Here is a 15,102-nt window from a genome sequence, read left to right on the forward strand (position 1 = left end):
ATAATCCCCTTTCCATTAATTCACTTTACGGGCCCTACTTGGCTTAGTTGATTAAATCATACTTTCGTTTAATACTTAACTTTACCGTGTTAATACTAAAATGTACCGGTATTACTCCTTATTTTGAGGCTTAAAATATCTTTCTAACTTTGCTCTCCGTAGCTATACCCAGTTCATGATGGCCTTAAAGGAAACCAACTTCAGTTTTGCAGGACAAACCGGTTTTTACCGCGGCAAAGTACGCGATGTTTATTATTTTCAGGACCGTTTGGCCGTAGTGGCTACCGATCGCATTTCGGCCTTTGATGTGGTGCTGCCGCGGGCTATTCCGTACAAAGGCCAGGTGTTAAACCAGATAGCTGCCTTTTCGCTGGCCGCTACCGCCGACTTGGTTCCGAATTGGGTACTGGCGCAACCCGACCCGAATGTAACCATTGGCGTTATGTGTGAGCCATATAAAGTAGAAATGGTAATACGGGGTTACCTGGCTGGTCATGCCTGGCGGGAATACAAAAGCGGCAAACGGGAAGTTTGCGGTGCTGCCTTACCCGATGGTCTACGGGAGAACGATAAATTACCCGAACCCATTATTACCCCCACTACCAAAGCCGCCGAAGGCCACGACGAAGATATATCTCCCGAAAACATTATTCGTAATAATCTTGTTTCGGAAAGTGAGTACCGGCAACTGGAGGAATATACCCGGGCTTTGTTTAAACGGGGCACCGAAATAGCCGCCGAAAGAGGCTTAATTCTGGTGGATACAAAGTATGAGTTCGGGAAAGCCAATGGTAAAATATACCTGATAGACGAAATTCATACACCGGATTCGTCGCGGTATTTTTACCAGGAAGGTTACGAAGCGCGGCAGGCCAGCGGCGAACCGCAGCGGCAGCTATCGAAAGAGTTTGTGCGGCAGTGGCTTTTAGATAATAATTTCAGCGGGCAAACCGGGCAACAAGTACCGGAAATGACCGACGAATGGCTGGACCAGATTTCGGCCCGCTACATTGAATTATACGAAGTGGTAACCGGCCAGAAATTTGAACGGGTGCCTTACGAAAACGTGGAAGAAAGAATCCGGCAAGGCATTGAACAAAACATTTTAGACATTTCAGCTAAATAAATTAATTATAAATTGGTACCTTCGCATTTAAATCTATATTGCAATACGTATGAAATACACTATCGATAAAAAAGAAAATTACACCATCATTACTATTGATGAGAAGAAGCTTGATACCACTATTGCTCCGGATCTGAAATCAGAATTTGTGAAATTAAATGCTGAAGGCATCAGCAATTTGATTCTGGATTTGAGCAATGTTAAATACACCGACTCTTCCGGACTGAGTTCTATCCTGATTGCCAATCGTTTGTGTAATTCCTCTAACGGTTTGTTGATATTGGCCGGTTTGCAGGATCACGTAATGAAACTGATAACCATTTCTAAACTGGAGTCGGTTTTGAATATTCTGCCAAGCGTAGAAGAAGCCATCGACCGCGTATTTCTGCACGAAATTGAGCGCGACCTGACTAACAAAGAAGAATAATAATAACGGCCAGGGTATCTTTTGGATTTTGAGCTCAAAATATTAGGCAGTTCTTCCGCTACCCCCTCGTATAACCGTAACCATACCGCCCAAATATTAACCATCGGCAATCAGTTAAATTTAATTGATTGCGGCGAAGGCACACAAATGCAGCTGATGCGCTACAAAGTTAAGCATCAGCGCATTTGTAACATTTTTATCAGCCATTTACACGGCGATCATTTTTTCGGCTTATTTGGTTTGCTTTCTACCATGCACCTGCAGCAGCGAACCAGCCCCCTCACCATTTTTGGCCCACCCGGCCTAGCCGACATCCTGACTTTGCAGTTTAAATATTCCAACACCCACTATAATTTTAAGCTTGATTTCCAGGAACTGGACACTTCGGTATACCAGCAAATTTTCGAAGACAAATATATTACCGTCCATACTTTGCCCATGCAGCACCGGGTAAGTTGCTGCGGTTTTCTGTTCCGGGAAAAGCCCAAACTGCGCCACCTGGTTAAAACCTTATTACCCGAATTCCTCACCCCGCCGCAACTTATCAGTCTTAAAAATGGCGAAGATATTCTGGATGAAGACGGCAATATTTTGGTAAAAAATGAGGATGTTACGAGCGAACCCAGCCGAAGCCGGTCGTATGCCTATTGCAGCGACACCCGTTATAAAGAAGATATAATACCTTACATAAAAGGCGTGGATTTACTTTACCACGAAGCCACTTTCCTGAATAATATGCTGGAACGTGCTGTTTATACGTTTCACAGCACCGCTAAACAAGCTGCTACCTTAGCCTTGAAAGCCGAAGTGAAGCGTTTACTCATCGGGCATTTCTCGGCGCGCTACAAAGATTTAAACCCGCTGCTCGACGAAGCCAAAGCCGTTTTTGATAATACCCACCTGGCCCTGGAAGGTAAAACCATTGGTATTCTGGAATAAAAATATTCTCTGCTTTTCCCTATTTTTGAGTAGCTGCGGTAAATTAGCTTTTCCATAAGCATCAGCTTCGTTCTTAAGACCAGCAGAACAGCCGTAAATCACTAAATATTATTTATCTTACCTTTCTAAAAATCTGCTGTTATGTCCGCTATTCCAGACCAGTTGCACGCTAAAAAAACAAAGCTTTTTCTGGTGTTATGCAGTATTTTCCTGGCCAATGCCTTATTAGCAGAAATTATTGGGGTTAAAATATTTTCGGCGGAAGCCTTGCTGGGCTTACCCGGTGCCCAAATACCTTTATTGCCCGGCTTTACCCTCGATTTTAATTTAACAGCCGGCGTTATCATCTGGCCCATAGTATTTATTACCACGGATATTATAAATGAATATTTTGGCAAAGAAGGCGTAAAACGAATCAGTATTATTACGGTCTGCCTCATCCTGTACATGTTTCTGGTAATTACCGTAATCACCAATTTACCGCCCGCTCAATTCTGGCTCGATGTCAACGGCAAAGATGCGGCTGGTAATGCTTTTAATATAGATTTTGCTTTTAACAGTATTTTCCGGCAAGGCGGCGGCATTATTATTGGGTCGGTAGTGGCATTTCTGATTTCCCAGTTTCTGGATGCCTCGGTGTTTCACTGGCTCCGTAAATTGAGCGGCAGCAAAAAAATATGGTTGCGGGCCACCGGTTCTACCTTGGTTTCACAACTGATTGATTCTTTTGTGGTACTGTTTATTGCCTTTTATGTTTTCGGTAACTGGAGCCTGCCCCAAATAATATCGGTAGCTATTATCAACTACATCTATAAATTTACGGTGGCCATTGTGCTTACGCCGCTTTTGTATATCGGCCATTATTTTATTGATGCTTATCTGGGTCGGGAAGCACCTATTGTGTTACAAGAAGCCGAAAGAGATCAAACTTTATCTACCTGATAGATTTATCATCAACTTAAAATATAGGCGCTGATATTTTAAAGACTTGGGTAGGTACGGAATAATCTTATAACTAAATTGCGCAAAATATTTAAAGCATGTCCAGAATACTTACCGGAATACAAAGTACCGGGCGGCCGCATTTAGGCAATTTACTTGGCGCTATTTTGCCGGCCATTACCCTTTCCCAAAACTCCGAAAACGAATCGCTTTATTTTATTGCCGACTTGCACTCGCTTACCGCCGTACGCGAAGCCGAAGCGCTGCGCCAGAATACCTATGCGGTGGCCGCGGCCTGGCTGGCCTGCGGTTTCGATACGGACCGCAATATTTTTTACCGGCAGTCGGATGTACCTGAAGTATGCGAACTGACCTGGTACCTGAGCTGTTTTACGCCTTACCCCATGCTGGCCAATGCGCATTCTTTTAAAGATAAAAGCAGCCGCTTGGCCGAGGTAAACGCCGGTTTGTTTACTTACCCGGTACTCATGACCGCCGACATAATTTTGTACGATGCCGAATTTGTGCCCGTTGGCAAAGACCAGATTCAGCACCTGGAAATTGCGCGTGATATTGCGAGTGCGTTTAATAACCGTTACGGCGAAACGTTTATATTACCGCAGGCGCGCGTAGATGAAACCGTGATGACTATTCCGGGGGTGAATGGCGAAAAAATGAGCAAATCCTACAACAATATCATTGATATTTTTGCTCCGGAAAAAGAATTGAAGAAGGTAGTTAAATCTATTATTTCGGACAGCAAAACCCTGGAAGAACCGAAAAACCCGGATGAGGACACAACTTTTAAATTATACTCTTTACTGGCTTCGCCCACCGAAGTAGAAACCATGCGCCAGAAATACCTGAATGGCAACTACGGTTACGGCCACGCCAAACAAGCTTTATTTGAATTAATACTTACTCGGTTTGCGCAGGAACGCGAGCAGTTTGATTATTACATGAACAACCTGCCCGAAATTGACGCGCGTTTAGCAGTGGGCGCTGAAAAAGCCCGGGCCATTGCCTCCCAAACCCTGAAGCGCGTGCGGGAAAAAATTGGTTATTTGACGAAGTAGTTTACCTGAACCGATATATTGGCCCATAAATAAAAATCCTGAGTAGCTAAATGGCCGCTCAGGATTTTTTATTTGGGTTTAATAAATTATTCTGCTTTCCAGACTTCTTTTTTTATGGTATTGCCAACCGACAATATTAACCGGGTAGGATTTGGTACCAGCACCAGTCTCGATTCTTTATTCGGATATTCGTCGGTATCAACCCAAACGCCCTCGCCTTTAAAAGTTTCGCCACCGGTATTGCCTAATAAATTACTTGGTAAGTAAGCGGTTGGTAAAAGCACGTCAGAATCCGGACAAATGCGCTCGTGCACTTCTTCCAGTACTTCCTCCAGGTAATCGCCGTAGGTTTCGTTAAAGTCATCTTCCAAATCGTGAAGTTCTTCCTCAACCTCGTCGTAGCGCTCATCGTTATACGATAATTTACTTAACTCCGCTTTTTTCTCGATTATCGATACGAGGGACGTATTTAATTCTGCAATATTCATAAAAGCAACTGCTATAGATTTAATACAAAGTTTAAAACATGAACGGGTATTTCCAAGTAAATACCTATATTTTACAAAATAACTAAATCTTCTGCATTATCTGGTTCCTAAATAAAAAATTGGTAAAAATATTCCCTGTTATGGACCAAAGCAGTACTACCGACTTTTTACCCTTAAACGGCACCGACCACCTGGAATTTTACGTGGGCAATGCCAAACAAGCGGCGCATTATTACCAGGCAGCCTTCGGGTTTGAATTGGTTGCCTATGCTGGCCCCGAAACCGGCTGGCGCGATGGGACTTCGTACGTACTGCAACAAGGTAAAGTTAGGTTGGTGCTTACAGCCTCGCTCTTGCCTGGTTCGGATATTGCGCAGCACGTACAAAAACACGGCGATGGCGTAAAGGTGCTGGCGCTGTGGGTAGATAATGCCGAAAAATCGTTTCGGGAAACCGTGAGCCGCGGCGCTATTCCGGCTTTCGCTCCCCAAACGTTAACCGATAATTTTGGCGAAGTAAAAACAGCCTCTATTTATACCTACGGCGATACCCTGCATACATTTGTAGAACGGAAAAATTACAGTGGGCCCTTTATGCCGGGTTACGTTGCCCGCCAAAGTTCTTTTAAAGCTACACCGCTGGGGCTAAAGTATGTAGATCATTGCGTAGGTAATGTAGGCTGGGGCGAGATGAATAAATGGGTTCGTTTTTACGAAGAGGTAATGGGCTTTAAACTACTGATTACCTTCGACGACAGTGATATTTCAACGGATTATTCGGCCTTGATGTCTAAAGTAGTTTCGAATGGAAACGGCTACATTAAATTCCCGATCAACGAGCCCGCCGAAGGTAAAAAGAAATCCCAGATAGAAGAATATTTAGACAATTACGGCGGCCCCGGCGTACAGCATATTGCCCTGGCGACCGATGATATCTTGCATACCGTAGCCGAATTGCGCCAACGCGGCGTTGAGTTTTTAACCGTACCCCAAACGTACTACAGTGATTTATTAGATCGCGTGGGTCAGATTGACGAAGACCTGCCTTCCTTACGGGATCTGAATATTTTAGTAGACCGCGACGAGGAAGGCTACCTGCTGCAGATTTTTACCAAACCCGTAGAAGACCGGCCCACGTTGTTTTACGAGATAATTCAGCGCAAAGGCGCTAAATCGTTTGGGAAAGGCAACTTTAAAGCCCTTTTCGAGGCCATTGAGCGCGAACAAGCTTTACGGGGTAATTTGTAATTCTTAATTTTAACCTTAACTTAACTCCAACCAAAAGTCCGGTTTGCCGGATGTTACCTATTAATCAAAAATAAAACTATGTTAGAACCAGCTATTCAAAGCAAAATAGACTCCTGGCTAAATGGCCCTTACGACGACGAGACCAAAGCCGAAATAAAAAGATTATCGGATTCCGGCGAAAACGAAGCCTTAAACGATGCCTTTTACCAGGACTTAGAATTTGGTACCGGCGGCTTACGGGGTATAATGGGCGTGGGCAGCAACCGCATGAATAAATATACCCTGGGTGCCGCTACCCAGGGCCTAAGTAATTACCTTAAAAAATCTTTTGCCAACGAGCAAGTAAAAGTAGCCGTGGCCCACGACAGCCGGAACAACAGCCCGGAATTTGCGCGCATTGTAGCCAACGTTTTCAGCGCCAACGATATTAAAGTTTACTTTTTTGAAGCCCTTCGCCCCACCCCCGAGCTCTCGTTTGCCATCCGGCATCTGGGCTGCCACAGCGGCGTGGTACTAACGGCTTCGCACAACCCCAAAGAATACAACGGCTACAAGGCCTACTGGAACGACGGCGGCCAGGTGGTAGCCCCGCACGATAAAAATATTATCAACGAGGTAAATGCGATATCAAGTATTAACGAAATAAAATTCGAACCCAAGGAAGAAAATATTCAGGTAATCGGGGCCGAAGTAGATAATGCTTACATCGAAATGGTAGCAGGTTTGGCCGTAAACCCCGAAGTAATTAAGCGACAGCACGATTTAAAAATTGTGTACACGCCAATTCACGGTACCGGTATTACGTTGGTGCCGAAAGTACTGGAGCGGCTGGGCTTTACCAATGTAACTATTGTGCAGGAGCAGGCTACGCCGGATGGCAATTTCCCGACGGTAGTTTACCCAAACCCCGAAGAAAAAGACGCCATGAATTTGGCTTTGCAGAAAGCCCAAGAGATTGATGCCGACCTGGTACTGGCCACCGACCCCGATGCCGACCGCGTGGGTATTGGCGTAAAAAATCTAAACGGCGAATTTGTACTGCTAAACGGTAACCAAACCGGGAGTTTACTGATTTATTACCTGATTAAAGCCTGGCACGATGCCGGTAAACTAACCGGTAAAGAATTTGTGGCCTACACCATCGTAACCACCGACCTGATTGGCGAGATTGCGAAAAAGTACAACGTAAAAGTTTACCAAACCCTGACCGGCTTTAAATATATTGCCGAAGTAATCCGCTCTTTAGAAGGGAAAGAACAATTTATTGGCGGCGGCGAAGAAAGTTATGGGTATTTGGTAGGCGATTCGGTGCGCGATAAAGATGCCGTAGCTTCCTGCGCCATGATTGCCGAAATGGCCGCGGCGGCTAAAGACCAGGGCAAAACCTTGTACCAGCTCATGATTAGCATGTACCAGGAGTTCCGGTTTTACAAAGAAGAATTAATCTCCCTTACTAAAAAAGGCCAGCGGGGCCAGCAGGAAATAGCCGAAATGATGCAGGAACTCCGGCAGAATCCGCCCCAAACCATTAATGGTTCGCCGGTGGTGCAAATCCGCGATTATAAGTCCGGCGAAGTTAAGAACGTAGCAACCGACGCCAACGAAACCATAGAGATGGAACGTTCAAACGTGCTGCAGTTTATTACCGCCGATGGCTCTAAAATATCAGCCCGACCATCGGGTACCGAACCAAAGATTAAGTTTTACTTCAGCGTAAACGAATCTCTGGCCTCTGAAACCGATTTCGATAAAGTAAACCAAGCTTTGTCGCAACGCGTGCAGGATATTATTTCGGATATGAAACTTAAGTAAGCTGATAAACTTAAATAAAAATGCCTGCTTTTAAATTCTAAAAGCAGGCATTTTTAATGGACTTTAGAAAGGTTAATTAATAAGGTCTGGCTTCGTGCGAAACCCGCTGCGCATCTTCCACCCCTTCTCTGGGCGAAGTAGCACCAATTGGTCCTTTATCGCTTTGGTTTTTGAGTTTAAGCTGGAGGCCTTCGGCTACCCGGCGGCCGTAATCTTCATCAGCCAACGTAAAGTGCTCCACCATTTTATCCTGAATCTTCTTATCGCAGGTGCTAAGGGTCGTAACCAGGTTTAAAATCAGTTCATCGCGTTCCCAATCTTCAAAATTGCGGAACGTTTCGCCGGCCTGCTTAAAGTTGTTGGTCCGGTCAATTTTTTGCCGCACTAAATTCGCCTCGTAGCGAGGTATATAATCCTTACCAGCGCGCTGGGCTTCCTGCAAACCACCTAAGAATGATGGCTCGTAGTTAATATGCGGGTTCTGACCTTCGGCAAAATCAGTATTAAACGCCATTTGGCCGCCCCGCTGGTTGGTAGCAACTTTTACCCTGGGCGCATTAATAGGTAGTTGTAAATAGTTTGCGCCTACGCGGTAACGCTGGGTATCGGAGTAAGAGAAGGTACGGCCCTGCAGCATTTTATCGTCGGAGAAATCCAGACCATCTACCAAAACGCCGGTACCAAATGCCGAAAGTTCTACTTCGTTAAAATAATCAACCGGGTTCCGGTTCAAGGTCATTTTACCCACGGGGCGCCATGGGAATTGTTCTTTGGGCCACAACTTGGTATCATCCAGCGGGTCAAAATCCAGTTCCGGATGTTCATCATCGCTCATTATTTGCACAAACAGTTCCCACTGCGGGAAGTTGCCGGCTTTAATGGCTTCGTATAAATCCTGGGTAGCGTGGTTAAAATTCTTACCCTGAATTTCTTCTGCTTCGGCTTGGGTCAGGTTGCGAATACCCTGCAACGGCTCCCAATGATATTTTACCAGCACTGCTTCGCCATCGGCATTTACCCATTTATAGGTATTAACGCCGGAGCCCTGCATTTGCCGGTAATTGGCCGGAATACCCCACGGCGAAAACAGGAAAGTAGCCATATGGGTAGATTCGGGCGTGCCGGCAATAAAGTCAAAAATCCGCTCGCCGCTCTGAATGTTTGTTACCGGGTCTGGCTTTTGGGAGTGAATCAGGTCCGGGAACTTCATGGCATCTCGGATGAAGAATATTTTAAGGTTATTACCTACTAAATCCCAGTTACCTTCTTCGGTGTAGAATTTAACGGCAAAGCCGCGAGGGTCGCGTAAGGTTTCCGGCGAATGGGTGCCGTGGCCTACCGTAGAAAACCGCACAAACACCGGCGTTTGCTTTCCTTTTTCCTGAAATAATTTAGCTCTGGTATATTTTGCAACAGGCTCATCTCCTACGCTTCCGTAGGCTTCGAAAACACCATGGGCACCAGCTCCCCGGGCATGCACTACCCGTTCCGGAACCCGCTCCCGATCAAAATGAGAAATCTTCTCAATAAAGTGGTAGTTTTCCATGGTGGCAGGTCCGCGATTGCCAACCGTGCGGATATTCTGATTATCCACAACCGGGTGTCCTTGACGGGTGGTCAGAATCCGTTCGCCGGTTCCCATTCCATTGCCGCCGGAACTTCCCTGGCCGTTACCGGCACCATTTCCGTTGGCACCGTGGTTGAGTGGTGTTTGGTTTTCTTCTTTTATCATAGCCTTTTAGTTAAACAATCATTTTTTATTTACCCGTAAGATGGTCTAAATGTTTTAAAAAAGGCTTGTTTTTTATCCGGAAAAAGAAAGTTTATTTAATATTATTTATTGGATACCCAGTAGTTAAGATTTCAACCGTTCGGATGCACTATATACCGGCTTAGTTTATTTGGTGGTAACCTAACCAGCGGTACTATTTTAACTCAGTTGCTCGGTAGTCTTCTTAAGTATAGAAGTCTTTAATCTTACTTTTCCCACTTTTTAACCCAGGCCGGGTAATCGGTTGAGAGTAATTTAGCCGGACGCGTATTGTACCAACTATAACCTACCCGCCGTTCATTTTCTATTTCGGCTAAGGTGTATCGCTTTATGCCATCGCGGCCGGTAAAAATAGGTTTATTTGTTTCGAGTTCGTAAAAGCGGGCCCAACTTACCGCTTGCGGGTTTTCTAGCACTTTCACCTCTCGTCCGGTTGGCTGCGTGGCATCTGTTATGCGTTGCGTAGTAATACCGGTAATCTTCACTTTATCTAACCAGGCTACTGCCGCCCGTACGGCTTGTTTAATTTCCGGGCTCGGATTTGGAATACTCATTAGGAATTCCAAGACCGCCACCGATTCGGAACTGCTTAAAGAAGCTAACTCGAATTTTCGGGCAGAGGTTGGCTGTAATGTTTTGTAATGATGTTGGGCACCCCAGGCCGTAAGTACTCCGTTTTGGTAATACTGAGCTTTTAAAATGCACTGGACTCCTTTTGCTACCGCAGTTTTGGCTTTGGCTGCTATTTTTTTATCTACGGCACTGTAACCGTCAATTTTTTCGGCGGTGCTTTTTAATACTCCCAGTGCATCCGTCATGGCACCGTCGTTAAAGGTAATATGCTTGTGATAACTGCTCGTGTCGGGGTAAGATTGCGACCAGCCACCGTTAGGGTACTGCGCCTGTAGTAAGTAATTTATGCCTTTTTCAGCAGCTTTTAAATATTCCGGATTTCTGGTTTGAGCGTGCGCTTTAACTAAATAATTTATTTCGTAAGTGGTAGATTTATCGTCGATAGTAGCATCGGGCAGCGTCTTATCAATTAATAGCTGCGCTTTTTGAGCAACGGTAATTTTTTTCCGGTAATCAGTAGCATTGCCTTTGTATTGCGGCCAGCCACCATTTGCCCGTTGGTATAACAGCATCTTTTCCGCTACCGAATCAGTTTTAACTACCTGCCGGGTAACCCACCCATTACTTTTTGCCTCAGCAATATATCCGGTTAAAAATAAACCGTTGAAGAAAACAAAAAGCAAAACTAAATACCTGCAAGAAAAAAACCGCATAGAATAAACATGATAAGTATTTATGGCAAGAAACTATCTTTAAGAGTTTTTATCAACCCAAATGCTTTAGAAGTTAAACAAAATTACCACATCACCTACCTGACCCAGTCAGGAACTTGTATAAAGCTATCTATACTAATTGACTGCACAATTGCCAGGGGCATAAATCAGTGCTACCGGCCAGAATAGGCAAAAAGAGATTTATCAATCAAGGACACCCGAACAGTATCGCCGACCCGATAGGAAATACGAGAAGTTCTAATCCGTAATCCATCTTCGTGGAGTACTGCTACCATGTTGGGATCCTTTACCCGCCGCAATAAAAAGGATTTTCTACAGGAAGGGGATAAATTATCCGTACTAGTTGATACCAGCACCTTCTCCACTATTAAATCATCATTCATAAAATAATTTGGTTCCGCAGTTTGGCAACGGGTAAATAAAGCAAAAGTAAGAACCAAGAAGAGTAAAAGTTTTTTCATATAGTTTAAATTTATTAAATACCCAATGATGACATAAATATAAATATTATTATATATTTAAAAAATCATATTATAATTTTAATTATTCTTTTACTTTCCTATTATTAACCTTATCTGCTCATACTAAAATTAGCTTAATTATAAATCGATTCATAAACTAGGAATGTTGGTAACAGTCGAATAACCAAAAAAACAAAGGTACAATCGGGGTAAATAGGCTTGCAGAAAGACCCTTTTTCTGATACGCTAATATTTTTGCAAATAAAAAAAGCCCGGCTCTGTTAAATAGAGCCGGGCTTTTAAGTAAATATTGATCTGCGTTTAAAAAGGTGGTTCTTCTACATCAAAAGTCGACCTTGGTAAAGAATCGCCGTTCATTTTGCTGCCTAACACTTTGAAGCTGCCGCCGCCCGGTGCGTCGTCGAAATTGCTGGGTGGTAAACCGCCGCCAAACGGACTGTCGCCAAAGCCGCCGTCCAGGTCACCGAATTTCGTGAACTTACCTATAAATTTAAGCGGTACGTTGGCTAGCGAACCGTTCCGGTGTTTCGCAATAATTACTTCGCCCACGCCTAAAGTTGGGTTACCCATTTCATCTTCAGTAATACCGTAATATTCGGGCCGGTACAAAAAGCACACCATGTCGGCATCCTGCTCAATAGAACCGGATTCGCGTAAGTCGGATAGCTGCGGTTTTTTATCGCCGCCCCGGGTTTCTACGGCCCGGCTCAACTGTGACAGCGCAATTACCGGCACGTTCAGTTCTTTGGCCAGCATTTTAAGTGCTCTGGAGATAGAGGCAATTTCCTGCTCCCGGTTACCACCGCCTTTACTTCCTTCCGAATGACCACTCATCAACTGCAAATAGTCAATAATAATCATCTGGATATCGTGGTGTGCTTTTAAGCGCCGGCACTTGGTGCGCAACTCCCGAATCGATAAACCCGGAGTATCATCAATAAAGATAGGAGCTTCGGAAAGTTTAGATATTTTGTGGTTTAGCTGCGCCCATTCGTAATCGGCCAGGTTCCCTTTTTTAATTTTTTCACCTTCCAGTTCTGCTTCGGACGAAATTAAACGGTTTACCAACTGCAGCGACGACATCTCTAAGGAGAATATAGCTACAGGCTTTTTAAAATCAATGGCGGCATTCCGCATGGCCGAAATTACGAAAGCCGTTTTACCCATCGCCGGACGAGCGGCCAGAATAATTAAGTCGGAAGGTTGCCAGCCCGAAGTAACCCGGTCCAACGCCGTGAAGCCACTCGGCACCCCGGTTAAACCGTCTTTCTGGTTTTTCTTTTCTTCGAGTTCCTTAATGGCCTTGTGCATCAACGACCGCATGTCGTCGAAATTCTTCCGGATGTTCGATTCCGACACTTCGAACAAAGATTTCTCGCTGCGATCTAATAAATCGAAAACATCGGTGGTATCTTCGTAGGCTTTGGTTAAAATATCCGTGGATATGGAAATTAACTCGCGCTTAATGGCATTTTCCGTAATAATCCGGGCGTGAAATTCTACGTTGGCCGCCGAGTTGATGCGCGTGGTCAGGTTCATAATATAATAGGGTCCGCCTACTATCTCCAACTCACCTTGTTCGCGCAACTGCTGCGTAACCGTTAATATATCAATCGGTTCCGATTTATCGAACAACGCCAATATTGCCCCGAAAATACGCTGGTGCGCATCTTTGTAAAAGCTTTGGGGTTTCAGAATATCAATTACGGCCGTAAGGGCATCTTTCTCCAGCATTAGGGCGCCCAAAACGGCTTCTTCCAGTTCCAGGGCCTGCGGAGGCAATTTACCAAAAGCTACCGGCGTGGTGGTTTTCGGCGACCAGGCCGCTTTGGTTTTTACTCCTCCAAATTTTACATTATTCTCCTCCATACTTACAAATCTAACGAACTCCCGGGCTGTGTTATTAACAATTTATGCACACTGTACTTTTGGTTTGAATTATATCATTACCTTGGAAAATAAATCCGGCGGAATAAAAAACCTAAAGCAAAGGCGCAGAAGTATTTAAACTTACTGGCAGCCTTGGCCGAGGGAAAGGCCCTTTAACCGGAAATTTATTTTTGTACATTTGCTAAGCCCATTAGTTTTTTTCATGACGCAAACTGCACTGCAAAACATACATCTGATTGCCATTGGGGGCAGCATTATGCATAATTTAGCCCTGGCCCTGCATCAGAAAGGCTTAAATATTACCGGCTCCGACGACGAAATATTTGAACCCGCTCAAAGCCGATTAAAAAAGGAAAATTTATTACCCGCGCAGGAAGGCTGGTTCCCGGAAAAAATTACCTCCAGTTTAGATGCAGTAATTGTAGGCATGCACGCCCGCGCCGATAATCCCGAACTGCTGAAAGCCCAAGAACTAGGCTTACCGGTATATTCTTTTCCCGAATTTATTTACGAGCAGTCGCGGAATAAACAGCGGGTAGTTATTGGCGGCAGCCACGGTAAAACGTCTATTACTTCCATTATCATGCACGTACTCAAACACCATAACCGGTTGTTTGATTATGCGGTAGGCGCGCAACTGGAAGGCTTTGATAATATGGTGAAGCTGACGGAAGATGCCCCCATCATAATTATTGAAGGCGACGAATATTTATCTTCGCCGATTCAGCGGGTGCCTAAGTTTCATTTGTACCACCACCACATTGGCGTTATCAGCGGCATTAGCTGGGACCACATCAACGTTTTCCCGGACCCGGATACCTACCGCAAGCAGTTCCGGATTTTTACCGATATGACGCCCAAAGCCGGGGTAATTATTTATAACCAGGATGATGAACAGGTAATGCGTGTATGCGTACCGCGTAATCCGGACGTGAAATTTATTGGCTATTCGGCCCACGAGCACGAAGTTTACAATGGCGTTACTTACCTCACCACCAAAAAAGAAAATATTCCTTTACAAATATTCGGCGAGCACAACCTGCAAAATATTAGTGCGGCCAAAGAAGTTTGTAAGCAATTAGGTATAAAAGCGCAAGGGTTTTACGAGGCACTTACCACTTTTAAAGGCGCCGCCCGGCGCCTGGAGTTATTGGGCAGCCAAGGCTCCGTACGGGTTTACAAAGATTTTGCCCATGCGCCTTCTAAGGTAATGGCCACCACCCAAGCTATTAAAGAACAATTTCCGGAACGGAAATTAGTAGCCTGCCTGGAACTGCATACCTTTAGCAGCCTGAACAAAGATTTTCTGCCGCAATACCAGAATGCCTTAGACGCGGCAGATATGCCTATTGTATATTTCAACCCCAAAACGTTGGAGCACAAACGCATGCCGGCTTTAGCGGCGGCGGATATTACCGCAGCTTTCGACAACGAAAAAATACAGGTATTTACCGACAGCCAGACGCTGGCCGATTACCTGAAATCGCTGCGTTGGGAAAATCAGAACTTACTCCTGATGAGCTCCGGCACTTATAATAATATGGATTTAGGAGAATTAGCTACCGCTATTCTTTCGTAATAAAAGCCTTACTGCT

The 15,102-nt window shown here is 44.8% G+C and carries 13 protein-coding genes; 8 read left to right on the top strand and 5 right to left on the bottom strand.

The features are described from left to right. Window positions 1-175: 175 nt before the first annotated feature. The 5 genes from AAE02nite_RS15370 to trpS all read left to right on the top strand — a co-directional run bounded on the left by AAE02nite_RS15370 (window position 176) and on the right by trpS (window position 4,510). Window positions 176-1,126, top strand: a complete 951-nt coding sequence (locus AAE02nite_RS15370; protein WP_146899237.1) for a phosphoribosylaminoimidazolesuccinocarboxamide synthase — start codon at window positions 176-178, stop codon at window positions 1,124-1,126. Between the two features lie 49 nt (window positions 1,127-1,175). After that, window positions 1,176-1,553, top strand: a complete 378-nt coding sequence (locus AAE02nite_RS15375) for an STAS domain-containing protein (RefSeq protein WP_146899240.1) — start codon at window positions 1,176-1,178, stop codon at window positions 1,551-1,553. A 21-nt stretch (window positions 1,554-1,574) separates the two neighbouring features. Further along, window positions 1,575-2,492, top strand: a complete 918-nt coding sequence (locus AAE02nite_RS15380; RefSeq protein ID WP_146899243.1) for a ribonuclease Z — start codon at window positions 1,575-1,577, stop codon at window positions 2,490-2,492. A 141-nt stretch (window positions 2,493-2,633) separates the two neighbouring features. Further along, window positions 2,634-3,434, top strand: a complete 801-nt coding sequence (locus tag AAE02nite_RS15385) for a queuosine precursor transporter (protein ID WP_146899247.1) — start codon at window positions 2,634-2,636, stop codon at window positions 3,432-3,434. A 98-nt stretch (window positions 3,435-3,532) separates the two neighbouring features. Beyond that, window positions 3,533-4,510 carry a tryptophan--tRNA ligase gene (gene trpS / locus AAE02nite_RS15390; RefSeq protein ID WP_146899250.1) on the top strand — a complete coding sequence of 326 codons (978 nt, stop codon included), beginning with the start codon at window positions 3,533-3,535 and terminating at the stop codon, window positions 4,508-4,510. A gap of 86 nt (window positions 4,511-4,596) precedes the next feature. Here the strand turns inward: trpS and AAE02nite_RS15395 are convergent, their stop codons facing one another. Further along, window positions 4,597-4,998, bottom strand: a complete 402-nt coding sequence (locus AAE02nite_RS15395; RefSeq protein ID WP_146899253.1) for a hypothetical protein — start codon at window positions 4,996-4,998, stop codon at window positions 4,597-4,599. 140 nt (window positions 4,999-5,138) lie between these two features. Between AAE02nite_RS15395 and hppD the strand changes: the two genes are divergently transcribed. Both hppD and AAE02nite_RS15405 read left to right on the top strand, forming a co-directional pair. Then, window positions 5,139-6,245, top strand: a complete 1,107-nt coding sequence (gene hppD, locus AAE02nite_RS15400; RefSeq protein WP_146899256.1) for a 4-hydroxyphenylpyruvate dioxygenase — start codon at window positions 5,139-5,141, stop codon at window positions 6,243-6,245. A gap of 78 nt (window positions 6,246-6,323) precedes the next feature. After that, window positions 6,324-8,057, top strand: coding sequence for a phospho-sugar mutase (locus tag AAE02nite_RS15405; protein ID WP_146899260.1), 1,734 nt, complete (start codon window positions 6,324-6,326; stop codon window positions 8,055-8,057). Between the two features lie 76 nt (window positions 8,058-8,133). Here AAE02nite_RS15405 and AAE02nite_RS15410 read toward each other — a convergent pair whose 3' ends face one another. The 4 genes from AAE02nite_RS15410 to dnaB form a co-directional block, all read right to left on the bottom strand. Further along, on the bottom strand, window positions 8,134-9,699 hold the full coding sequence (locus tag AAE02nite_RS15410; RefSeq protein WP_146899447.1) for a catalase: 1,566 nt from the start codon (window positions 9,697-9,699) through the stop codon (window positions 8,134-8,136). Between the two features lie 335 nt (window positions 9,700-10,034). Next, a complete protein-coding gene (gene pelA / locus AAE02nite_RS15415) occupies window positions 10,035-11,084 on the bottom strand; it encodes a pectate lyase (protein WP_246151076.1) in 1,050 nt (349 codons plus the stop codon). A gap of 203 nt (window positions 11,085-11,287) precedes the next feature. Next, a complete protein-coding gene (locus AAE02nite_RS15420; RefSeq protein ID WP_146899266.1) occupies window positions 11,288-11,596 on the bottom strand; it encodes a hypothetical protein in 309 nt (102 codons plus the stop codon). 321 nt (window positions 11,597-11,917) lie between these two features. After that, window positions 11,918-13,486: a replicative DNA helicase gene (gene dnaB, locus AAE02nite_RS15425; protein ID WP_146899269.1), complete on the bottom strand. Its 1,569-nt coding sequence runs from the start codon at window positions 13,484-13,486 to the stop codon at window positions 11,918-11,920. Between the two features lie 223 nt (window positions 13,487-13,709). Between dnaB and AAE02nite_RS15430 the strand changes: the two genes are divergently transcribed. Then, entirely contained in the window at window positions 13,710-15,086 is a 1,377-nt protein-coding gene (locus AAE02nite_RS15430; protein WP_146899272.1) for a UDP-N-acetylmuramate--L-alanine ligase, read from the top strand. Window positions 15,087-15,102: the final 16 nt, after the last annotated feature.

The sequence above is a fragment of the Adhaeribacter aerolatus genome, from assembly GCF_007991635.1.
Taxonomy (GTDB): domain Bacteria; phylum Bacteroidota; class Bacteroidia; order Cytophagales; family Hymenobacteraceae; genus Adhaeribacter; species Adhaeribacter aerolatus.

Coding starts and splice junctions, on each gene's coding strand:
- AAE02nite_RS15370 (WP_146899237.1), top strand. CDS start 176: ATGATGGCCTTAAAGGAAACCAACTTCAGTTTTGCAGGACAAACCGGT.
- AAE02nite_RS15375 (WP_146899240.1), top strand. CDS start 1,176: ATGAAATACACTATCGATAAAAAAGAAAATTACACCATCATTACTATT.
- AAE02nite_RS15385 (WP_146899247.1), top strand. CDS start 2,634: ATGTCCGCTATTCCAGACCAGTTGCACGCTAAAAAAACAAAGCTTTTT.
- trpS (WP_146899250.1), top strand. CDS start 3,533: ATGTCCAGAATACTTACCGGAATACAAAGTACCGGGCGGCCGCATTTA.
- AAE02nite_RS15395 (WP_146899253.1), bottom strand. CDS start 4,998: ATGAATATTGCAGAATTAAATACGTCCCTCGTATCGATAATCGAGAAA.
- hppD (WP_146899256.1), top strand. CDS start 5,139: ATGGACCAAAGCAGTACTACCGACTTTTTACCCTTAAACGGCACCGAC.
- AAE02nite_RS15405 (WP_146899260.1), top strand. CDS start 6,324: ATGTTAGAACCAGCTATTCAAAGCAAAATAGACTCCTGGCTAAATGGC.
- AAE02nite_RS15410 (WP_146899447.1), bottom strand. CDS start 9,699: ATGGGAACCGGCGAACGGATTCTGACCACCCGTCAAGGACACCCGGTT.
- AAE02nite_RS15420 (WP_146899266.1), bottom strand. CDS start 11,596: ATGAAAAAACTTTTACTCTTCTTGGTTCTTACTTTTGCTTTATTTACC.
- dnaB (WP_146899269.1), bottom strand. CDS start 13,486: ATGGAGGAGAATAATGTAAAATTTGGAGGAGTAAAAACCAAAGCGGCC.
- AAE02nite_RS15430 (WP_146899272.1), top strand. CDS start 13,710: ATGACGCAAACTGCACTGCAAAACATACATCTGATTGCCATTGGGGGC.